Source organism: Pseudomonas sp. W15Feb9B (assembly GCF_000828175.1).
In the GTDB taxonomy this organism is placed as follows: Bacteria; Pseudomonadota; Gammaproteobacteria; order Pseudomonadales; family Pseudomonadaceae; genus Aquipseudomonas; species Aquipseudomonas parakoreensis.
In genome coordinates this window covers 1-22,407 of the sequence record NZ_JTKF01000056.1, presented here as the reverse complement: position 1 = coordinate 22,407, position 22,407 = coordinate 1, and the positions used below count along the sequence as shown (strand labels likewise).

Here is a 22,407-nt window from a genome sequence, read left to right as displayed (position 1 = left end):
AGCGGGCTTGCCCGCGATGAGGCCCGCATCGACACCCGACAATTCAAGGCTTGCGCAACAGATAGGTATCCATGATCCACCCATGCTCGGCCCGCGCCGCCTTGCGCGTGCGCTCGATCTGATCCGCAACATCCTCAAGCTTGCCGCTGATCAGAAGCTCATCTGGCGTGCCCAGGTATGCTCCCCAGTAAATCTCGGTCTGCTGATCCGCCACATGGCGGTAGGAATCTTCAGCGTCGAGCATCACCACCAGGCTGTCCGTGTCACTCACCTGCCCCGCCGCCAGACGCCGGCCCGTGGTGATTTCGATTGACCGGCCAATGCTGTTCAACGGCACTTTATGCTGCGCGGCCAGTGCCTGAACGCTGGTAATCCCGGGGATCACTTCAAACTCGAACGCACAGCGGCCTGACGCCAGAATCGCCTGCAGGATACGAATCGTGCTGTCGTACAGCGCCGGGTCGCCCCACACGAGGAAACCGCCGCATTCGTTGTCAGCCAATTCTTGATTGATCAGCCGCTCGAAGGTTTTCTGCTTTGCACGGTTCAGATCTTCGACCGCGCGGGTGTAGTCCACGTCGCCACGCTCACGCTCCGGGCTGTGAGCCTCGACGAAGCGATAGGCTGGATCGGTGATGTAGCGCTCACAGATGTCGCGACGCAGATCGATCAGTTTGTCCTTGCGCGGGCCTTTGTCCATCAGAAAAAACACGTCTACCCGGTTGAGCGCTTTCACCGCCTGCAGGGTGATGTAGTCGGGGTTGCCGGCGCCGATGCCGATGACCAGCAGTCGTTTCATCACTGTGCTCCCACACGAACGCTACTCGGCAAGCGTAGCCGCCAGATCCCGTTGAACCGCAGTTCAACGACTGACAGCGGTTCAACATCAATCGCGTTGAACGCTACGCCCTGCACCACCTGCATCAATGCAGCCCGCACCACGAAAGGATGGGTGATCGCGACGATAGGCCCCGGCGTGCCTTGCAGGCTGGCCAGCCACGCCGCCACGCGTTCGCCCAATTGCGTCACCGACTCGCCGCCATGGGGTGCCGCCTGCGGATCACTGATCCATGCCTGCAAAGCCTCGGCCTCGCGCAGTTGCAGATCCTTGATCGCTTGTCCGTGCCAGCGCCCCATATCGCAATCGCGCAGCGCTTCGTCTACCTGCGGCGCCGCACCGAACCACTCGGCGGTCTGGCGCGTACGCAATTCCGGCCCGCACAGCAGACGGCCGGCGCTGGCGAGTTGTGTGGCCAACGCACCGAGCCCTGATGGCGGATTTTCAACAGGCTCGTTCGTAGGAAAACGCGACAATTTCTGTGCGACGGTTCGAGCGTGGCAGATCAATGTCAAACAGGTGGATTGCACAGGGTTGCACTCGCTGAACATCGGTTGAATCGGCGGCAAACCGCCGGTTTTGCGGCAATTGTGCCGTAAAACCGGGCGGCTCGGGGGACCTCGCGAGCTAGGACGTTACCCCGGCGAGCGTACAAAAACGGCAATGTCTCACACACTAATAGGCAATGGACTACAGGTGTCGAGGACATCGGTGTAGCCCTTGTGACACAGCTCTTTGAGGTTATTTAAACAGTGAATTCCTACCGCAAAAAATTCACTAGACATGTAACCTGAGTTACATAAATACTGTTTTAACGGATTATGAAACAAATTCAACACCCCCTCATCCAGCAGGAGCCCGGATGCCCCCTCTTAGAGACTTGATCACCGATCCCGGCCTGGAGCTGACGCCGTCGGAGCGCAAAGTGATTCGCGCCCTGCTCGACCAGTATCCACGCAATGGCCTGGGTCCGATGGCGCGTCTGGCCGAACACGCCGGCGTCAGCGATCCGACCATCGTGCGGCTGGTGAAGAAGCTCGGATTCGGCGGTTATGCCGAATTCCAGGACGCCCTGCTCAGCGACATGGACCACCGCCTGCGCTCGCCGCGCACCCTGTTGCAACCGCGTTCGCACCTGAACAAGGACGACGCCTGGGGCCATTATCTGGCCGATAGCCAACGCCTGCTGGTGGAAACCCAGGTTCTGACCCAGCCCGAAGACGTACGCATTCTGCTCGACTGGCTGCTCGATACGCGGCACCAGATCTACTGCTTCGGCGGACGCTTCAGCAGCCTGATGGCCAACTACCTGCTCAATCACCTGCGCCTGCTGCGCCCCGGCTGCTTTGCCCTGGAAGACAACGCGCAACTGCCCGACCGCCTGTTCGATCTGCAACGCCAGGACGTGGTGCTGCTGTTCGACTATCGCCGCTATCAGACCCAGGCCTTGCGCGTGGCCAGTGCTGCAAAAAGCCGCAACGCCCGGGTGGTGCTGTTCACCGACATCTATGCCTCACCGCTGCGCGAACTGGCCGACCTGATCATCAGTGCCCCGGTGGAATCGGCTTCGCCGTTCGACACCATGGTGCCAGCGCTGGCCCAGGTCGAAGCACTGATTGCCTGCCTGACCCTGCGCAGCCCCGATCTGGCCGATCGCCTGGAAGGCATCGACGCCCTGCGCAACGAGTTCAACACCCACTTGCTGGAGGATAAATAAGGATGTTCAGTCTTCCCCACCGCTCGCCGCGAGACTTGCCGTTTGTCACCGATCACACCGCGTTGCTGCTGGTGGACATGCAGCGTGCCTGGCTCGAACCGCAGTTCGATCCGCACCTGAACGGCCCGGACGCCGAGTATTTCCTGACCCGCACCCACATGCAGGTGGTGCCCAACCAGCGCCGCTTGCTCAGCGCCTTTCGCGAAGCGCGGCAGAATGTGCTGCACACCATTATCGAAAGCCTGACCGCCGACGGTCGCGACCGCTCGCTGGATCACAAACTGTCGGACATGCACCTGCCCAAAGGCAGTCAACAGGCGCGGATCATCGACGACCTGACCCCGGTAGAAAACGAAATCGTGCTGCCGAAAACCTCGTCCGGGGTGTTCAACTCGACCAACATCGATTACGTGCTGCGCAACCTCGAAACCCGCCACCTGATCATCGCCGGCATTGTCACCGACCAGTGCGTCGACATGGCGGTGCGTGATGCCGCCGACCGCGGTTATCTGGTGACGCTGGTCGAAGACGCCTGCGCCACCTACACCCCGGCGCGACATGACGCCTGCCTGAATGCGATCAAGGGCTACTGCTGGATCACCGACACGCAGACCGTGCTCGGCAGGTTGCAGGAGATGCGCCCATGAGCGAGCGCCTGACGCCGTTGCCGATGACCACCATCGTCACCACTGACCTGATCGGCATCACCCGTGGCCGTTCGTTTCCCACCGATCAGCTGGAGCATTATCAAGCGGCCGGTTGCGGCTGGGTGCCGGCCAACAGTGCCTTGACGCCGCAGGACATCATCGCCTCGACCAACCCGTGGGGCGCGTATGGCGATTTGCGGCTGATCCCTGACTTGAGCAGCCGCGTCACCGTCGGCAACGGCCCGGATGCCGCAGCGCCGGCGCTGGACTTCATCCACGGCGACATTCGCGAAACCGATGGCCGCCCGTGGAGTGCCTGTCCGCGCACGCTGCTGCGCGATGAAATCGAACGTTATCGCAACGACCTCGGCCTGCAGGTCAACGCGGCGTTCGAACACGAATTCAACCTGCATGCCGGCTTCGCCGAACACCTGGCGTTTTCCCTCGAAGCCCAGCGTCAGGGCGCCGAGTTCGGCGGCTGGCTGCTCAGCGCCTTGCGTGCCGGTGGCGTCGAGCCGGAGATGTTTCTGCCGGAATACGGCAAGCATCAATACGAAATCACCTGCCGCCCGACCTGTGGCGTGGCAGCGGCGGACCGTGCGGTCAATGTGCGCGAGATCACCCGTGAAATCGCCCGGCAAATGGGCCTGGACGTCAGCTTCGCGCCGAAAACCAAGGCCGATGCGGTGTGCAACGGCGTGCATTTGCACGTCAGCCTGCTCGACCTGCAAGGTCTGCCGCTGCTCTACGACGCCGGCACCAGCAACGGTCTGTCGACCCTTGGCCAGCATTGGGCGGCGGGGATTCTGCATTATCTGCCAGCGCTGTGTGCATTCACCGCGCCGACGCCGGTGTCGTACGAACGCCTGCAGCCGCATCACTGGAGCGCGTCCTACGCGTGTCTGGGGCAGCAGAACCGTGAAGCGGCGTTGCGCATTTGTCCGACCGTGAGCCTGGGCGGCAAATCCGTGGCGGCGCAGTACAACCTCGAATTCCGCGCCATGGACGCTACCGCTTCGCCGCACCTGGCAATGGCCGCGCTGCTGATCGCCGGACGGCTGGGCATCGAACAGCGTCTGGCGCTGAACGCGATCACTGACGAAATTCCCGATTCACTCAACGACGAGCAACGCAAGGCCCGGGGCATCGTTGCCCTGCCCGCCTCGCTGGCCCAGGCGCTGGATTGCCTGCGTGACAGTGCAGCCTTCAACCAATGGCTGCCCAAGCCGTTGCTCGACACTTACCACGCCCTTAAAACCGAGGAACTGGCGCTGACGGAACAGCTCTCGCCCGCTGACCTGTGTGAGCACTATGCACGCCTGTACTGAATCCGCCGAGCTGGGGTTGTATACCCGCCCGGTCTACAACCTGAGCCGCGAAGATTCATCGCATCCGTTGATCCTGGTGTGCGAGCACGCCAGCCGCTACATCCCCGAGGCCCTGAACAATCTGGGCCTGGACGATGCAGCCGCGCGCGAGCACATCGCCTGGGACATCGGCGCCTTGCAACTGGCTGAAAAGCTCTCGCAAGTGCTCGGGGCGACACTGTTGAGCGCCAACTATTCACGGTTGCTGATCGACCTCAACCGGCCCCGGCATGCCCCCGACAGCATTCCGGCACAGAGCGAGATTTATCAGGTGCCCGGCAATCGCGAGCTGGACGAAGCCACTCGCGAGTACCGGCGCCAGACGCTGTTCAAACCGTTTCACGCCCGGCTGCAAACCCTGATCGACCAACGCGTCGCGCAGGGTCAAGCGGTACGGGTGGTGGGGATTCACAGCTTTACCCCGGTGTATTACGGCCAGCCGCGCCCGCTGGAAGTCGGCGTGTTGTTCGGCCAGGCCAGCGCCTATGCACAACGGCTGATCGACGGCCTCGGCCAGCACCCGTTGAAGGTCGCGGGCAACCAGCCGTACCGGATCGATCCGCTGGGGGACATGACCGTGCCAGTGCACGGCGATGCCCGTGGACTGGAGTCGGTGCTGATCGAGGTGCGCAACGATCTGCTGCGCAGCCCGGAAGCGGTTTCGCTGTGGGCCGAGCGCCTGGCACCGCTGCTGTAACGAATGCAAAGATTGATAACGCGGTAAACGATGGACCGACATAACAACTAAAAACGCCGGATAGGCTGACAAGGAGTTGCGCTTCATGGAAATAGAAGAGTTCGGCTACAAACAGGAGTTGAAACGTAGCCTGACACTGACCGATCTGGTGGTGTACGGAATGATCTTCATGATCCCCATCGCCCCGTTTGGCGTGTATGGCTACGTCAATGCCGAGGCGCCCGGGATGGTGCCGCTGGCCTACATCATCGGCATGGTGGCGATGCTGTTCACCGCGTTGAGCTATGGCAGCATGGCGCGGGCATTTCCGATTGCAGGTTCGGTCTACTCCTACGCGCAACGCGGCCTCAACCAACACGTCGGCTTCCTCGCCGGCTGGCTGATGCTGCTCGACTACCTGCTGATTCCGCCGCTGCTGTACGTCTACGCGGCGATGGCCCTCAACCATCTTTATCCGGACATTCCGAAAGTCGGCTTCATTCTGGCGTTCCTGGTCAGCGCGACGTTCGTCAACCTGCGCGGCATCACCTTCACCGCACGGATGAACATCATCTTCCTGCTGGCGCAATTGGTGGTGCTGGGGATTTTCCTGTTCTACGCCTGGAATGCCCTGCACAACGGCGGCGGCAACGGCGAGCTGACCCTGGCGCCGCTGTATCACCCGGAAACATTCAACTTCGCCCTGCTGATGCAAGCGGTGTCGATTGCGGTGCTGTCGTTCCTCGGCTTCGATGCGATCTCGACCCTCGCTGAAGAAATCAAGGGCGACCCGGGCAAAAGCGTCGGTCGGGCGGCGCTGATCACGCTGGTGGTGATGGGCGCAATTTTCGTCGTACAGACCTGGATCGCCACCGACCTCGCTGCCGGCATGGGCTTCAAGTCCGCCGACACCGCGTTCTATGAAATCGCCGAAATCGCGGCGGGCAGCTGGCTGGCAACGCTGACCGGTGTGGCGACTGCTCTGGCCTGGGGCGTTGCCGTGGCAATCACCTCGCAAGCCGCGGTGTCGCGCCTGCTGTTCGGCATGGCCCGTGACGGCAAGTTGCCGAAAGTGCTGGCCAAGGTGCACCCGAAGCACAACACCCCGTACCTGAGCATTTATCTGGTGGCGCTGCTGTCGCTGGTGATCTGCTACCTGTTCATCAATTCGGTCGACACCCTGACCTCGCTGGTCAACTTCGGTGCCCTCAGCGGTTTCATGCTGCTGCACCTGACAGTGATCAACTACTACTGGCGTCGGCAGAAGTCCGGCCAGGTCGTGCGCCATCTGATCTGCCCGGTGATCGGCTTCATCATCGTCGCCGCCATCATGTACAACATGGGCGTCGATGCGCAGAAACTCGGCCTGATCTGGATCGCGCTGGGTCTGGTGTACCTGTTCTTCCTGAACAAGCTCGGCGCCAGCAGTGCGTTGCCTGACCCGAGTAATGGCTGACAAGAAAAAGAGCGGCGTCTGACAACAAATCAGGCGACCGCCGCTTTAAAGCGTGGCAACCGACAGTGATAGTCAGGTTCGGTGCGGATCACCGGACCCTTTGATACAGGAGTACATCCATGCTGGTCTTACGCCCAGTCGAGCCAACCGACCTGCCGCAATTGCAGCAACTGGCCCGCGACAGTCTGGTCGGCGTCACGTCGCTGCCGGACGACAGCGAACGCCTGCGTGAAAAAATCGCCGGTTCCTGCGCCTCGTTCGACAAAGACATTCAGGCGCAAGGCCCGGAGAATTACTTCTTCGTGCTGGAAGACCTCGACACTCGGCGGCTGGTCGGCTGCTCGGAGATCCTCGCCACGGCCGGTTTCAACGAACCGTTCTACAGCCTGCGCAACCGCCACTTCACCAGTGCCTCGCGGGAATTGAACATCGAGCACGGGGTGCCGGCGCTGTCGCTGTGTCACGACCTCAACGACCACACCCTGCTGCGCGGTTTTCACATCGACAATGCGCTGGTGCGCAGCGCTTTTTCCGAACTGCTGTCGCGGGCGCGGCTGCTGTTCATCGCCGCTCACGCATCCCGTTTCGCCGATGCGGTGATCACCGAAATCGTCGGCTACAGCGACGAGAACGGTCATTCGCCATTCTGGGATGCACTGGGCAAGCATTTCTTCGACCTGCCCTACGTCGAGGCCGAGCGCCTGTGCGGTCTGCAAAGCCGCACGTTTCTCGCCGAACTGATGCCGCAATACCCGATCTACGTACCGATGCTGCCCCCGGAAGCACAGGCATGCATCGGCCGGATTCACCCGGACGGCCAGGAAGCGTTCGACATCCTTGAACGCGAAGGCTTTGAAACCAACAGCTACATCGACCTGTTCGACGCCGGCCCGACCCTGTATGCGCGCACCGCGAACATCCGTTCGATCGCCCGCAGCCAGACCGCCACCGTGCGCCAGCAAGCACAAATCGACGCTCGGGGACGCTATCTGGTGAGCAACGACGCCTTGCACGGTTTCCGGGCCATCGTCGCCGAACTGGATTACCAGCCCGATCAACCGCTGTCCCTTACGCCAGCCCTGTGCACGGCGCTGAAGGTCACCGATGGCAGCACGATCAGGCTGACAGCCCTGTGAACGGCGCCCGGTTGCACACCCAACGACAGTGCCCGAACAGGCGCGTACAAGGAGTTACCGCATGATCGTCCGTCCGGTCAAAGTCAGCGACCTGCCAGCGCTGATGACTCTGGTGCAGCAGGCCGGCCCCGGGTTCACCACCCTGCCGGCCAATGAAGACCGCCTCGCTCACCGGGTGCGCTGGGCGCAACGTGCGTTCGCCGAGCAGGTGGAACGGGCCGACGCCGACTACCTGTTCGTGCTCGAAGACGACGATCTGCGCGTGGTGGGTGTCAGCGCCCTGACCGGCGCGGTTGGCCTGCGCGAGCCGTGGTACAACTACCGCGTCGGGTTGACCGTGAGTTCATCAGCGGATCTGGGCATTTCCCGGCAGATACCCACGCTGTTTCTCAATAATGAGCTGACCGGCCAGTCGGAACTGTGCTCGCTGTTTCTCAGCCACGACCATCGTCATGGCAGCAACGGCCGGCTGCTGTCGTTGGGGCGCCTGCTGTTCGTGGCTGAATTTCCGCAATTGTTTGGCGAGAAGATGATCGCCGAACTGCGTGGCAGTGCCGATGAACGCGGTTGTTCGCCGTTCTGGGACAGTCTGGGCCGACACTTTTTCCAGATGGACTTCAGCCACGCCGACCACTTGTCGGGCCTGGGCAACAAGTCGTTCATCGCCGAACTGATGCCACGCCAGCCGTTGTACACCTGCATGCTGACCGAACAGGCACAAGCGGCCATCGGCCAGCCACATCCCAATACCGAGCCGGCGCTGAAGATCCTGCGCGAAGAAGGCTTTGTACATAAGGGCTACATCGACATCTTCGACGGCGGCCCGGTGATCGAAGCGCCGATCGGCAGCATTCGTACCGTGCGCGACAGCCAGGCGCTGACCCTGAGCCTCGGCACGCCGGACGATCAGGCCCCCTTATGGCTGATTCACAACCGTCGCCTGGAGAACTGCCGCATCACCGTGGCCCCCGGTCGTCTGGTCGGCAATACCCTGGTGGTCGATCGCCTGACCGCCAAGCGCCTGCAACTGCAGCCGGGCAATTCGGTCCGCGCCGTGCTGCTGCCCAGGCAACAGCAACATGCAGTCGCGGCCTGAACGCCGGCCCTGACACTGGAAATCCGCTGATTGCAGATGAAACCTTTCAGCCTTTGCACCCGTGCTCAACGCCTCACTTGCAAATTCGTCATGAACCTTGACCCATTCGCGTGATAGCCTTTTCATTCTTCGGCGTTGACACCTTTGCTCAAGCCGTTCCATTCCTTTGTATTGGTGGAACTCGTATGACCAGGCTTTCCCATCAAGATTTGCGCCGTAACTTCCGTCAATTGCTGGCTTCCGACACCTGCTACCACACGGCCTCGGTGTTCGACCCGATGTCCGCGCGCATCGCCGCAGACCTGGGTTTTGAAGTGGGGATCCTCGGCGGCTCCGTCGCCTCGTTGCAGGTGCTGGGCGCTCCCGACTTCGCCTTGATCACCCTCAGCGAGTTCGCTGAGCAAGCCACCCGCATTGGCCGCGTCGCTCAGCTGCCGGTGATCGCCGACGCCGACCACGGCTACGGCAACGCTCTCAACGTGATGCGCACCATCGTCGAACTGGAACGCGCCGGCGTCGCCGCCCTGACCATCGAAGACACGCTGCTGCCGGCACAATTCGGCCGTAAATCCACCGACTTGATCTCGGTTGCCGAAGGCGTCGGCAAGATCCGTGCAGCGCTGGAAGCCCGGGTCGATTCGGAAATGGCGATCATCGCCCGCACCAACGCCGGCATTCTGCCGAACCAGGAAATCATCAGCCGCACCAAGCAATACCAGGCCGCCGGTGCCGACGGCATCTGCATGGTCGGCGTGCAGGACTTCGATCAGCTTGAGCAAATTGCCGAACACCTGACGGTACCGCTGATGCTGGTCACCTACGGCAACCCGGCGTTGCGTGATGACAAGCGTCTGGCCGAACTCGGTGTGCGCGTAACCATCGACGGTCACGGCGCGTACTTCGCGGCGATCAAGGCCACCTACGACAGCCTGCGTGAGCAACGCCAGATCTTCACCCAGGCTTCGGACCTGAGTGCCACCGAACTGACGCACACCTACACCCAGCCAGAGGACTACATTCTGTGGGCGAAGGAATACATGAGCGTCAAGGAATAAGCTGCGGTCAGGACTGGCCTCTTCGCGAGCAGGCTCGCTCACAGTGGATCTTCAGTGAGCACAGCATGGGTGTTGAACACAGATCCCATGTAGGAGTTAGCCTGCTCGCGATGACGTCAGCACATTCAACACCCATTTAGCCTGACCCGCCGCCTTCGCGAGCAAGCCCGCTCCCACAGTGGATCTTCAGTGAACACAGCAGTGGTGTTCGGCACAGATCCATTGTGGGAGCGAGCTTGCTCGCGAAGGCGTCAGTTGCAGCACCGCCAATCCGAGGGAGTCAGCGCTTGGCCAGTTCCATGATCATCCGCGATAACAGATAAATCCGCGGCGTCACGCTCGCCACCTCGGCGTACTCCTCCGGCGTATGAATATTGCCGCCGACAATCCCGAAACCGTCCAGCGTCGGCGTGCCCACGCCGGCTGACAGGCTGGCATCCGCCGCACCACCACTGCCCTCTTCGGTCAGCTTGCGGCCGATCTCGCCGTAAATCCCTTGGGCCATCGCCATCAAGCGATCCGACTCCGCCGTTTGCGGCATCGGCGGCAAGCCGCGTTTGAGGCTGGTGGTGACTTCGGTTTCCGCGATCAGCTTGTCCTGAGAGACCCGCGCCAGGTCTTTCTCGATCCGGTCGAATTCTTCCGGCACGGCCGCGCGCACGTCAGCCTTGGCGGTGGCGTGATCGGGAATCACGTTGGTGCGGTCGCCGGCCTGGAGCACGGTGAAGTTGATCGTGGTTTTCTTCGCTTCGTCGCCGAGTTTGCCCAATTGCAGAATCTGGTGCGCCGCTTCCATCGCGGCGTTGCGTCCCAGCTCCGGCGCAACGCCCGCGTGCGCAGCCTTGCCCTTGACCTCGACCAGCGCCGTTGCGCTGCCTTTGCGCCACACCACCAGACCATCGGCCGGACGCCCCGGTTCGAGGTTGAGCGTCACGTCGTGGGCCTTGGCGGTTTTCTTGATCAGGTCGGTGGCGACGTCCGAGCCGGTTTCTTCGCTGGCATCAAGCAGGAAGGTGATTTGCGCGTAGTCCTTGAAGTCGAGGTTCTTCAAGATCTTCAGTGCGTAGATCCCGGCGACGATGCCGCCCTTGTCGTCCATCACCCCCGGCCCGTAGGCGCGGCCGTCCTTGATGTGGAACGGGCGCTCGGCGGCGGAGCCTTCCTTGAACACCGTGTCCATGTGCGCCATCAAGAGGATTTTCGCCTTGCCGGTGCCTTTGAAAGTGGCCAGCACGTGGTTGGTTTTTTCCGGTGTATTGGGCACCAGCTCGATGGTGGCGCCGAGTTTTTTCAGCTCGTCGATGGCGATCTCGCTGACGTGTTTAAGGCCCGGTTCATAGCCGGAACCGGAGTCGATGTTGACCAGCCGTTCCAGCAGTTTCAGGGCTTCAGGCTGATACTGCTCGGCATCGGCCAGCACTTGCTTGTGCGGTTCGGCAAAGGCACCGGCAGCGCTGAAGGCGAGAGACAGGCCGAGGGTGGCGGCCAGCAGGGAGCGGGGAAATGAGAACGTCATGAATCGATCCTTGTTTCGCGTCGGGGGATTCAAACCGTACCTGACATCGACGCAAGGCTCTATAGCGGATGCGACACCCGAGCCGCCGACACCGAACACTTCCAGGAGCGAGCCGGCTCGCACAGGTGAATGTGGTGAGCAGTCAGACCGAATCGAGCAGTTCCTGCTTCGGCAGGTCGTCACTGTTGCAAATCACCCGATTGCGCCCGGTCGCCTTGGCCTCGTACAGCGCCTGATCCGCATCATTGAGCCAGCGGGTCGCGTCGCCATGCGCCGGATCATAAGCCGCCAGACCAATGCTCAGGCTGACCTTGAGCGCCGGGTTCTGCTCGTAACCCAGGGTGGCGAAACGTTCGCGCAAGGCTTCCATGGCCTGCGCGGCATTGAACAGCGGCAGGTCGGGCAGAATCACGCAGAACTCATCGCCGCCGTAGCGCCCGGCAATATCCGCAGCGCGCAGGTTCTGCTTGAGCATTTTGCTCAACTGGCGCAGGACGATGTCACCCGCCACATGCCCATACGTGTCATTGATCGACTTGAAGTGGTCGATATCGATCAACGCAATCGCCGCGCCCTGTTGCTGTCGACGGCAACGTTGAAACGCGATGTCCAGTTGATCCTTCCAGGCGCCGTGGTTGAGCAGACCGGTCAGGCTGTCGGTGCGACTCAGGGCCAGCAGTTCACGCTTGTGCAGGCCCAGCGTGTAGGCCTGGCGAAAGCAGATCCAGCCCAGCGCCAAAGGGTACAACATCAACAACGGCAGGCAGGCATACAGCTGTAAAGGTGAGGTGGGCGGGATGAACGCCGGGGCGAACACCACCAGGCCGACGCCGATTCCAAGGACCTGCGCCGCCAGGCCCGCCGCGAGAAAACGCAAGCCGCCGATGGCGACATTATTCATCGCCATCATCGAAACAGTGGTGGCACTGGGCAACGGATTGAACTGCATGGCGGCGACCCAGAAGCCGCCCATAAACGCGTCGATCAACAGATTGCGGTGTTCAGCGTGGTAGGGAACGCTGGAGCGACGGGCCCATTGAAACGCCAGATGCGGCCAGACCAGGCCATTGAACAGCATCAGTGCCCAGACCCACGGCGGCGGGTCAAGCGGGTACATCGCCACGCCCACGCACAACAACCCCAGCACCAGGCCGAGGGTTCGCGATGTATAAAGCCTCCTGGCCAGTGAAAGTCCCTTTCCCCCCTTGTTTCGCATAAGGGCCTCGACCACTCAACGGAACCTGCGCACACCGTCAGACCGATGTGCTGGGAGTCTATCAGCCAGCCGTTAAATAGCCATCACCGCCCAGCCGCCCGCTCCCACTCGGCGAATTTTTAGCTATACCTGAAAGGATGAAAACGCTGAAACGACTATAAGAAGGAGACCCATGCGGACCTACCAGGTGTTGATCATCGGCAGCGGATTTGGCGGTCAATGTGCGGCGGTCAATTTGCTCAAGGCCGGCATTGACGATTTTCGCCTGCTGGAACGAAGGGCGTTCTTCGGTGGCACCTGGTGCCAGAACACCTATCCCGGCGCAGCGGTGGATGTGCCCTCACCGCTGTACTCGCTGTCCTTCGCGCCGTACCGCTGGACGCAGATGTTTGCCGCCCAGCCTGAACTGCACCGATACACCGAACACGTCATCGAACGCTTCGGCCTGCGCGAACGCGTGGAACTGCAAACCAACGTCGAACGCATCGAATGGGATGACGCCGCCAGGCAGTGGGCGGTGCACACTGACAAAGGGATGTTCTGCGCGCAGTTCGTGATCAACGCCTCCGGGCCATTGAGCCAACCGGTGATCCCGCCCTTCCCCGGCCAGGATCGCTTTCAGGGCAAGACTTTTCATACAAACAATTGGGATCACAGCTACGACTACCGCGGTAAACGCGTGGCCATCGTCGGCAGCGGCGCCAGCGCCGCGCAGGTCATTCCGGCAATTGCCCCCGAGGTCGCACAACTGCATGTATTCCAGCGCACACCACATTGGGTGCTGCCGCGCGCCGATCGTCGGTTCGGGCCTTTTCAGCGCTGGCTGCTGGGGGTAAAACCGGCCTACAAGCTGCTGCGCTGGCTGCTTTACTGGCAATTCGAAACGCGGGTCATCGCCTTCAAATATTCGAAACCGGCGATTCACCTGGTCCAGCGCCAGGCCCTGCGCTTTCTCAAGCAACAGGTGCCGGACCCGCTGTTGCGCGAAAAACTCACCCCGGACTTCACCATCGGCTGCAAGCGCATCCTGCTTTCCAGCACCTATTACCCGGCGCTGACCCGACCCAACGTCACCCTGCACAGCCGCGAGCAAAGCATCGCCGCGCTCGATGAAACCGGCATCGTCACCCAGGATGGCCAGCACATCGATGTCGACCTGATTGTCTGGTCAACCGGCTACGACGCCACCGACGGCGTGGTCTCCTATCCGGTGACCGGCAAGGACGGTGTGCAACTCAAGGACGTCTGGGCGCAATACCCGCGCGCCTATCTGGGCACCAGCCTGCCGGACTTTCCCAACCTGTTTATCGTCACCGGGCCCAACACTGGCATCGGGCATACCTCGGCGCTGTTCATCATCGAGGCGCAGATGAACTACATCCTCGACTGTATCCACACCCTGCAGGCAAAAGGACTGCGCAGCATCGAAGTGCGCCCCGACGCGGAACGTACCTACACTGCAATGATCCACCGTGAGATGGAGCGCACGGTATGGAAGTCCGGCGGCTGTCACAGTTGGTATCAAAGCAAGAGCGGTCATGTGATCGCGATATTTCCGGGCTTCAGTTTCAGCTACTACCGGTTGACCCGGGCGCTGAAACCGGCTGACCACACTCTGTCCTGAACACGTAAAAGGAAGACGTCGATGCTTGTGCTGTTTGTCGCTCTCGCGGTTTTCGTGGCCTGGAGCTGGTTGAGTTATCCGGCGATCGGCCATTGGCTATATGACCTGAGCACGGCGCTCGAGGCCAGGATGTACAAGTTGCACAAGATCGAAGTGCCGATTGCCGAAATGACCGTCTCGACCTGGCAAGGTGGGCCCTATGAAGCCGCCAGCGCGATCCTGATGCTGCACGGCTACAGCGCCGAGAAAAACCTCTGGCTGCGCTTCGCCAGGCACTTTGTCCGCCAGTACCGAGTGATCATTCCGGACATCGCCGGCCACGGTGAAACCGGCTTCAAGGCCGGCGGCGGCTATGACATTGCGCTGCAGGCCAAGCGCATGATCCAGCTGCTCGACGTGTGCGGCGTGGAGAAAGTCCACGTGATCGGCAACTCGATGGGCGGCTACATCGCAGCGTGGCTGGCGGCAACCTACCCGGACCGGATTGCCTCAGTGGCACTGATCGACCCGGCCGGCGTCACCGCACCGCAGGCCAGCGACATGGAACGCCATCTGGCCCGTGGACATAACCCGTTCCTGATCAACTCCCGGGAAGAATTCCGCCAGTTTTATGCGATGACCATGGCCTCGCCACCGTGGGTACCCGGACTGGTGCTGGACGCCATCGCCCAGCGTTACCAACGCCAGCGTGATGAGCTGGAAGAGATCTTCCGCGACTTTCGCGCCAGCCCGCCGATGGAACCGAAACTGGCCGAAATCAAATGCCCGGCGCTGCTGCTGTGGGGGCGCAAGGACCGTTTGATCGACGTCAGCAGCGTGCCGGTGTGGAGCAAGGGCATCGCCAATCTGCGGGTCGAAGTGTGGGACGGTGTCGGGCACATGCCGATGGTCGAACAACCGGGGAATACTGCGCGGTTGTATCGGGAGTTTCTGGGCAGTCAGCGATGACAGCCACCACAGTCCTTGTGGCGAGGGAGCTTGCTCCCGCTGGGGCGCGAAGCGGCCCTGATCCAGCGAAAGCGACTTGCCTGCCTCGACACGGCACCAATCTCAGGTCTGCTGCGCAGCCCAGCGGGAGCAAGCTCCCTCGCCACAAAAAACCGTCCCGGCGACAAAGATTCGGAAGGTCGGAATGAACATTCTCTACGACGAACGCCTCGACGGCCCGCTACCGGAAGTGAACAAGGCCGAGCTGCTCAAAACCCTGCAGCACGCCCTCCCGGATCTCGACCTTCTGTGGCGCGAAGACGAACTCAAGCCGTACGAATGCGATGGCCTGTCGGCCTATCGCACCACGCCGATGCTGGTGGCGCTGCCCCGGCGACTCGATCAGGTACAAACCCTGCTCAGGCTCTGCCATCAATACCATGTGCCGGTGGTGGCCCGTGGCGCCGGCACCGGGTTGTCGGGCGGCGCGCTGCCGCTGGAAAGCGGCCTGTTGCTGGTGATGGCGCGGTTCAACAACATCCTGCACATCGACCCGGCGGCTCGCACCGCACGGGTACAACCCGGGGTGCGCAACCTGGCGATATCCCAGGCGGCGGCGCCGTTCGGCCTGTATTACGCGCCGGATCCGTCGTCGCAGATTGCCTGTTCGATCGGCGGCAACGTCGCGGAAAATGCCGGTGGCGTGCATTGCCTCAAGTACGGTCTGACCGTACACAACCTGCTGAAAATCGAGGCGCTGACCATCGAAGGCGAACGCCTGACGCTGGGCAGCGAGGCCCTCGATGCCCCGGGTTTCGATTTGCTGGCGCTGTTCACCGGCTCCGAAGGTTTGCTCGGGATCATCACCGAAGTCACGGTCAAACTGCTGCCCAGACCGCAGGTCGCCAAGGTGCTGCTAGGCAGCTTCGATTCGGTGGAAAAGGCTGGCCGCGCGGTGGCCGACATCATCGCTGCGGGGATTATTCCCGGCGGCCTGGAGATGATGGACAACCTGGCGATCCGCGCCGCCGAAGATTTCATCCACGCCGGTTACCCGGTCGCTGCCGAAGCGATTCTTCTATGCGAACTCGATGGTGTCGAAGCCGATGTCCACGACGATTGCCTGCGAGTCCGCGAGGTCATGCTTCAGGCCGGCGCCAGCGAAGTGCGCCAGGCCCGCGATGAATCCGAGCGCGTGCGCTTCTGGGCCGGACGCAAAAACGCTTTTCCGGCGATCGGCCGCTTGTCGCCGGACTACTACTGCATGGACGGCACCATCCCGCGTCGCGAATTGCCCGGCGTGCTGCAAGGCATCGCGCGCCTCGGCGCCGAATACGGCTTGCGCGTGGCCAACGTGTTCCATGCCGGCGACGGCAACATGCACCCATTGATCCTGTTCGACGCCAACCAACCGGGCGAACTGCATCGCGCTGAAGCGCTGGGCGGGAAGATTCTCGAACTGTGCGTGCAGGTCGGCGGCAGCATCACCGGCGAACACGGCGTCGGACGCGAGAAAATCAATCAGATGTGTGCGCAATTCAACAGCGCAGAGCTGACCCTGTTCCACGCCGTCAAAGCCGCGTTCGACCCGCAAGGCCTGCTCAACCCCGGCAAGAACATCCCGACCCTGCACCGCTGCGCAGAATTCGGCGCCATGCACATTCACGCCGGACAACTGCCATTCCCCGAACTGGAGCGCTTCTGATGGCTGACGTCGACGCCAGCGGCGCCCTGCTCGATCAGGTCAATCAGGCCCGGACCAACGCCACGCCGCTGAAAATCCAGGGTGGCAACAGCAAGGCGTTTCTGGGACGCGAGGTGGCCGGCGAAGTGCTCGACACTCGCGCGCACTGCGGCATCGTGCGCTATGAACCGACCGAGCTGGTGGTCAGCGTGCGCGCCGGTACGCCGCTGCGCGAGTTGCTCGCGGCGCTCGACGCTGCCGGGCAGATGCTGCCGTGCGAACCGCCGGCCTTCGGTGACAGTGCCACCGTTGGCGGGATGATTGCCAGCGGGCTGTCCGGGCCACGGCGGCCATGGTCAGGTTCGGTGCGCGATTTCGTCCTCGGCACCCGGGTCATCACTGGCCTCGGCGAGCACCTGCGGTTCGGTGGCGAGGTGATGAAAAACGTTGCCGGCTACGATCTGTCGCGCTTGTTGACTGGTAGTTTCGGCTGTCTCGGCGTGCTCACCGAGGTCTCGCTGAAAGTCCTGCCGAAACCGCGTCAATGCCTGAGCATCCGCCTCGATATCGACTGCACCCGAGCGCTGACCAGGCTGGCCGAATGGGGTCAGCAACCGTTGCCGATCAGCGGCGCCTGCCATGACGGGCAAAGCCTGTACCTGCGCCTGGAGGGCGGCGAAGGCTCGGTGACCGCCGCGCATCAACGACTCGGCGGCGAGCCGCTCGACTCGGTGTTCTGGCGCGATTTAAACGAGCAACGCCTGAGCTTTTTCGACGAAGGCCTGCCGCTGTGGCGCCTGTCGCTGCCGAACAATCTCGGGCCGCAAGAATTGCCCGGCCAGCAGTTGATCGACTGGGCCGGCGCGCAACGCTGGCTGAAGTCCGATCACGAGCACGTTCAGATTCTCGCCCAGGAACTCGGTGGCCATGCCACCTGCTTCACCCATGGCGCCAGCGACACACCGTTCCAGCCGCTGCCGCGCACGCTGATGCGTTATCACCAGCAACTCAAGGCGCAACTCGACCCGCAAGGGCTGTTCAACCCCGGCCGGATGTACGCGGAGTTCTAGCCATGCAGACCACCCTCAGCGAACAATCCCGACAACTGCCGCGTGCGGCCGAGGCGGAAAAGATTCTGCGCACCTGCGTGCATTGCGGTTTTTGCAACGCCACCTGCCCGACCTATCAGTTGCTCGGTGATGAGCTCGATGGGCCACGCGGACGCATCTATCTGATCAAACAAGTGCTCGAAGGGACGCCGGCCACCGAGCAGACTCAGTTGCATCTGGATCGCTGCCTGTCCTGCCGCAATTGCGAAACCACCTGCCCCTCCGGTGTTGACTATCACAACCTGTTGGATATCGGGCGGGCGGTGGTCGATCAGGCCGTGCCGCGACCTGCCGCCCAGCGCTTGTTGCGCGAGGGCTTGCGTGCACTGGCGCCGAATCCGGGCGTATTCAAGGGACTGCTGCGGGTAGGCACGACGTTCCGGCCGCTGTTACCGCGCATCCTCGAAAGCAAATTGCCGCAACGCGCCCCAGTGTCCGGCTCACGCCCCGCCCCATGCCATGTGCGGCGGGTGTTGCTGCTCGAAGGCTGCGTGCAACCGGGCCTGTCGCCGAACACCAACGACGCGACGGCACGAGTGCTGGACCGGTTGGGGATCAGCGTCACGCCGGTGACCGAGGCCGGTTGCTGTGGCGCGCTGGACTATCACCTCGACGCCCAGGCCAAAGGCCTCGAGCGCGCCCGACAGAACATCGACGCCTGGTGGCCGCACCTGCAAAACGGCGCGGAAGCCATCGTGCAGACGGCCAGCGGTTGCGGCGCGTTCATCAAGGATTACGGGCATCTGCTGGCGCAGGATCCGCGCTACGCCGACAAGGCGCGGCAGATCAGTGAGCGAACGCTGGATCTGGTGCAACTGCTCGCTCAGGAACCGCTGGAGCAAGTGTGCGCCGCCCGCCAGCGGCGGATCGCCGTGCATTGCCCCTGCACCCTGCAACATGCGCTGAAACTCGGCGGCGCAGTCGAAACGCTGCTGAGCCGCCTTGGATTCAATCTCACCCCAGTGCCGGACGGTCACCTGTGTTGTGGTTCGGCCGGCACTTATTCGCTGACGCAACCGACCCTCGCCCGGCAATTGCGCGATAACCGCCTCAATGCGCTGGAAAGCGGGCGCCCGGAGCTGATCGTCACGTCCAACGTCGGCTGCCAGAATCATCTGGCCGGCGCCGGACGCACGCAGGTTTTGCACTGGATCGAACTGGTGGATCAGTCGTTGACAGAATGAAGTTCGTAGGATTCTTCGTTTGCCGCCGTCGGCGAAGGCTGCGATCTTTTCCTCCATCCTTTACGTGACCGTGGCAGGAATTTTTTTCATGACCGTGCAGCCTTTCGTCAGCCCCGACCTGATCCGTCAACGCTTCTCCAAAGCGATGTCCGACATGTACCGCGAAGAAGTGCCGTTGTACGGCGCGCTGATGGAGTTGGTGGAACAGACCAACCGTGAAGTGCTGGCCGCCCAGCCAGACCTCGCACGGCAGCTCGACAGCACCGGTGAAATCGAGCGCCTGGACATGGAGCGACACGGCGCGATCCGCGTCGGCACCGGCAAAGAGCTCGCGACCCTCGCGCGCCTGTTCGCGGTGATGGGCATGCAACCGGTGGGCTACTACGACCTGACCCCGGCGGGTGTGCCGGTGCACTCCACGGCGTTTCGCGCGGTGCATGAAGCGGCGCTGCAGGTCAGCCCGTTTCGGGTGTTCACTTCGTTGCTGCGGCTGGAGCTGATCGAAGATCCAGAGTTGCGCGGTTTTGCCGAATCGGTGTTGAACCGGCGTTCGATCTTTACCCCTGCTGCCTTGCAGCTGATCGAGCGGGCGGAGTCAGCCGGTGGGCTGAATGAGGAGGACGCGGCGCAATTTGTCCTACAGGCACTGGAAACCTTTCGCTGGCATCACAGCGCCACTGTCACCGCTGCGCAGTACCAGACCCTCAGCGCCCAGCACCGTCTGATCGCCGATGTGGTGGCGTTCAAAGGCCCGCACATCAATCACCTGACCCCACGCACGCTGGACATCGATATTGTCCAGGCGCAAATGCCGGTGCACGGCATCACCCCCAAAGCAGTGATCGAAGGCCCGCCACGCCGCAAGTGCCCGATCCTGTTGCGCCAGACCAGTTTCAAGGCGCTGGACGAGCCGATCGCTTTCACCGATCAGCACGAGACTCGTGGTAGCCACAGCGCGCGTTTCGGCGAAATCGAACAACGCGGTGCGGCGCTGACCCCCAAAGGCCGAGCGCTGTATGACCGCTTGCTGAATGCCGCGCGCGATGAACTGGGCGACTTTCCCAACGAAGGCAACGCCGCACGTTACAACACGCTGATGACCCGACACTTTGGCGAATTTCCGGACAGCGTCGACGGCATGCGTGAACAGGAGCTGGCGTATTTTCGCTATTTCCCCACGGAAAAAGGCTTGGCAGCGGCTAGCCTCAAATCGACATCGCTGGAGGATTTGCTCCGCGAAGGCCATGTGAAAGCTGAACCGTTGGTGTACGAAGATTTTCTGCCAGTGAGTGCGGCGGGGATTTTTCAGTCGAACCTTGGGGACGCGGCGCAGACGCACTATGGCGAACACTCGAACCGCCAGGCATTCGAACAGGCGCTGGGGCGTGCGACCATTGATGAGCTGGGGTTGTATGCCGAGACGCAGCGGCGTTCGATTGAGGAGTGTGCTCAGGTTTTGGGCTTGAAACTGTTCTGACTGTGGCGAGGGAGCTTGCTCCCGCTGGGCTGCGAAGCGGCTCAGGTTTTGGGAGCGCTGCGCACTCCAGCGGGAGCAAGCTCCCTCGCCACAGAATCAAATGTTGCTTCTAGCGCAACCGCGACAACAGCGCGAACGCTGTCTCTTCCGACGACGCCGGATTCTGCCCGGTCAGCAGCAATCCGTCCTCACGGGTGTAGCTCGACCAGTCCGCGCCCTTGGAGAAAATCCCGCCTTTGACCTTGAGCTCGTCCTCCACCAGAAACGGCACCACGTTGGTCAACTGCACCGCATCTTCTTCGCTGTTGCTGAAACCAGTCACCTGCTTACCCTTGACCAACGGCTGACCGTCCGCACCTTTGACATGGCGCAGCACCCCGGACGCATGACACACCGCCGCCACGGGTTTGCCACTGTTGTAAAACGCTTCGATCAGCGCAATCGAATGGCGGTCTTCAGCCAGGTCCCACAACGGGCCGTGGCCGCCGGGATAGAACACGGCATCGAATTCCGCAGCCTTCACCGTGTCCAGTTTGACCGTAGAGGACAGTGCCGACTGGGCGGCGGAGTCCTTGTGAAAGCGCTCGGTTGCGGCGGTCTGCGCATCGGGCTCGTCACTTTTCGGGTCCAGCGGTGGCTGGCCGCCCTTGGGCGAGGCCAGCGTCAGTTGCGCGCCGGCATCCTTGAACACGTAATACGGCGCGGCGAATTCTTCCAGCCAGAAGCCGGTTTTCTTGCCGGTATCACCCAGTTGATCGTGGGACGTTAAAACCATCAGGATTTTCATGTCGTTCTCACTCGCGGTGGGGAATGTTCAGACGCCTGCGGCGCAGTCGTGAGTGATTGACCGTCGCGCTGGGTGGATCGTTTCAAACGCTCGACGCTGGCACTTGGCCTTACTGCGCAACTTCTTGCGCACTCGCTCGGCGAAAAAGACTGATCATCGCGCTGTAGGCCTTGAGGCACGTGGCCCGCAGCCGAGTGCGCAACTTCTTGCGCAGTACTGCGCAAGAAGTTGCGCACTTTCCACCTCGATTCAGCAAAAAACATCGGTCATAACGCAGACTAGAGCTGCTTCACCCCCGGCTGCCGGGCCCTTCGACAAACCTGGCACGCTCCTTGATAACAGTCAGGCACCCACCGGGCGATTTCGCCTCCCGGGCACCCTAAATTTATCCGCAAGGAGAGCACCCCATGGCAACACCAGCGTACATGTCGGTTACCGGCGAAAAACAAGGCCTGATCACTGCCGGCGCTTTCACCGCCGACTCCGTTGGCAACACCTACCAGGAAGGCCACGAAGACCAGGTCATGGTTCAGGCGTTCAGCCACGACGTGATCATCCCGCGTGACCCACAATCCGGTCAGCCAACCGGTCAGCGCGTTCACAAGCCAGTGATCATCACCAAGGTCTACGACAAGGCTTCGCCTCTGCTGCAAGCTGCTCTGACCTCCGGCGAGCGCATGAGCGAAATCGTTATCCAGTGGTACCGTACTTCTGCTCAAGGTACTCAAGAGCACTACTACACCACCAAACTGGAAGACGCGATCATCGTCGCCATCAACAACAAAATGCACAACTGCCAGGATCCAGGCAACTCGCACTTCACCCACCTGGAAGAAGTGCAGTTCACCTACCGCAAAATCACCTGGACCCACGAAGTATCCGGTACTTCGGGTTC

At 61.9% G+C, this 22,407-nt stretch carries 20 protein-coding genes; 15 read left to right on the top strand and 5 right to left on the bottom strand.

All coding sequences use genetic code 11. The features are described from left to right. Nucleotides 1–43 precede the first annotated feature (43 nt). On the bottom strand, nt 44–799 hold the full coding sequence (gene cobF, locus OC71_RS24280) for a precorrin-6A synthase (deacetylating) (protein WP_041074164.1): 756 nt from the start codon (nt 797–799) through the stop codon (nt 44–46). Beyond that, entirely contained in the window at nt 799–1,389 is a 591-nt protein-coding gene (locus tag OC71_RS24275) for a histidine phosphatase family protein (protein ID WP_177327931.1), read from the bottom strand. Before OC71_RS24275 ends, cobF begins: the two co-directional genes overlap by 1 nt. A gap of 311 nt (nt 1,390–1,700) precedes the next feature. Here OC71_RS24275 and OC71_RS24270 point away from each other — a divergent pair, with 311 nt between their 5' ends. The 8 genes from OC71_RS24270 to OC71_RS24235 all read left to right on the top strand — a co-directional run bounded on the left by OC71_RS24270 (nt 1,701) and on the right by OC71_RS24235 (nt 9,988). Further along, complete coding sequence (locus tag OC71_RS24270; protein WP_041074163.1) at nt 1,701–2,555, top strand: MurR/RpiR family transcriptional regulator; 855 nt, start codon at nt 1,701–1,703, stop codon at nt 2,553–2,555. Nucleotides 2,556–2,557: 2 nt separating this feature from the next. Continuing rightward, a complete protein-coding gene (locus OC71_RS24265) occupies nt 2,558–3,202 on the top strand; it encodes an isochorismatase family cysteine hydrolase (RefSeq protein WP_041074161.1) in 645 nt (214 codons plus the stop codon). Then, nucleotides 3,199–4,530, top strand: coding sequence for a glutamine synthetase (locus OC71_RS24260; RefSeq protein WP_041074159.1), 1,332 nt, complete (start codon nt 3,199–3,201; stop codon nt 4,528–4,530). Before OC71_RS24265 ends, OC71_RS24260 begins: the two co-directional genes overlap by 4 nt. Beyond that, nucleotides 4,514–5,266 carry an N-formylglutamate amidohydrolase gene (locus OC71_RS24255; protein WP_041074157.1) on the top strand — a complete coding sequence of 251 codons (753 nt, stop codon included), beginning with the start codon at nt 4,514–4,516 and terminating at the stop codon, nt 5,264–5,266. The genes OC71_RS24260 and OC71_RS24255 overlap by 17 nt, the downstream gene beginning before the upstream one ends. Nucleotides 5,267–5,351: 85 nt before the next feature. Continuing rightward, nucleotides 5,352–6,701, top strand: a complete 1,350-nt coding sequence (locus OC71_RS24250; protein WP_041074155.1) for an APC family permease — start codon at nt 5,352–5,354, stop codon at nt 6,699–6,701. A 119-nt stretch (nt 6,702–6,820) separates the two neighbouring features. After that, entirely contained in the window at nt 6,821–7,837 is a 1,017-nt protein-coding gene (locus tag OC71_RS24245) for an arginine N-succinyltransferase (RefSeq protein WP_041074153.1), read from the top strand. A gap of 61 nt (nt 7,838–7,898) precedes the next feature. Next, complete coding sequence (astA, locus tag OC71_RS24240) at nt 7,899–8,933, top strand: arginine N-succinyltransferase (RefSeq protein WP_041074151.1); 1,035 nt, start codon at nt 7,899–7,901, stop codon at nt 8,931–8,933. 185 nt (nt 8,934–9,118) lie between these two features. Further along, a complete protein-coding gene (locus tag OC71_RS24235) occupies nt 9,119–9,988 on the top strand; it encodes an oxaloacetate decarboxylase (protein ID WP_007968750.1) in 870 nt (289 codons plus the stop codon). Nucleotides 9,989–10,268: 280 nt separating this feature from the next. On the opposite strand, the gene OC71_RS24230 is transcribed toward OC71_RS24235, so the two are convergent. Further along, on the bottom strand, nt 10,269–11,504 hold the full coding sequence (locus OC71_RS24230) for a M20/M25/M40 family metallo-hydrolase (protein ID WP_041074149.1): 1,236 nt from the start codon (nt 11,502–11,504) through the stop codon (nt 10,269–10,271). Between the two features lie 142 nt (nt 11,505–11,646). Then, nucleotides 11,647–12,720: a diguanylate cyclase gene (locus tag OC71_RS24225; protein WP_041074147.1), complete on the bottom strand. Its 1,074-nt coding sequence runs from the start codon at nt 12,718–12,720 to the stop codon at nt 11,647–11,649. Between the two features lie 172 nt (nt 12,721–12,892). Here OC71_RS24225 and OC71_RS24220 point away from each other — a divergent pair, with 172 nt between their 5' ends. From OC71_RS24220 to OC71_RS24195, 6 genes are all read left to right on the top strand, one after another. Then, nucleotides 12,893–14,344 (top strand): NAD(P)/FAD-dependent oxidoreductase, encoded by a 1,452-nt coding sequence (locus tag OC71_RS24220; RefSeq protein WP_041074145.1) that lies wholly within the window; start codon nt 12,893–12,895, stop codon nt 14,342–14,344. A gap of 21 nt (nt 14,345–14,365) precedes the next feature. Beyond that, nucleotides 14,366–15,292: an alpha/beta fold hydrolase gene (locus OC71_RS24215; RefSeq protein ID WP_041074143.1), complete on the top strand. Its 927-nt coding sequence runs from the start codon at nt 14,366–14,368 to the stop codon at nt 15,290–15,292. 184 nt (nt 15,293–15,476) lie between these two features. Continuing rightward, entirely contained in the window at nt 15,477–16,976 is a 1,500-nt protein-coding gene (gene glcD / locus OC71_RS24210) for a glycolate oxidase subunit GlcD (RefSeq protein WP_041074141.1), read from the top strand. Then, complete coding sequence (glcE, locus tag OC71_RS24205; protein ID WP_041074139.1) at nt 16,976–18,025, top strand: glycolate oxidase subunit GlcE; 1,050 nt, start codon at nt 16,976–16,978, stop codon at nt 18,023–18,025. Before glcD ends, glcE begins: the two co-directional genes overlap by 1 nt. Nucleotides 18,026–18,027: 2 nt before the next feature. Next, the gene (gene glcF, locus OC71_RS24200; RefSeq protein WP_041074137.1) at nt 18,028–19,248 is read left to right on the top strand and encodes a glycolate oxidase subunit GlcF; all 1,221 of its coding nucleotides are present in this window, start codon (nt 18,028–18,030) and stop codon (nt 19,246–19,248) included. Nucleotides 19,249–19,336: 88 nt separating this feature from the next. Next, the gene (locus tag OC71_RS24195) at nt 19,337–20,725 is read left to right on the top strand and encodes a VOC family protein (protein WP_041074135.1); all 1,389 of its coding nucleotides are present in this window, start codon (nt 19,337–19,339) and stop codon (nt 20,723–20,725) included. 109 nt (nt 20,726–20,834) lie between these two features. On the opposite strand, the gene OC71_RS24190 is transcribed toward OC71_RS24195, so the two are convergent. After that, the gene (locus tag OC71_RS24190) at nt 20,835–21,512 is read right to left on the bottom strand and encodes a type 1 glutamine amidotransferase domain-containing protein (RefSeq protein ID WP_041074133.1); all 678 of its coding nucleotides are present in this window, start codon (nt 21,510–21,512) and stop codon (nt 20,835–20,837) included. Between the two features lie 407 nt (nt 21,513–21,919). Between OC71_RS24190 and OC71_RS24185 the strand changes: the two genes are divergently transcribed. Then, nucleotides 21,920–22,407, top strand: a 488-nt coding sequence (locus OC71_RS24185; RefSeq protein WP_041074166.1) for an Hcp family type VI secretion system effector, incomplete at its 3' end; no start/stop codon positions are given.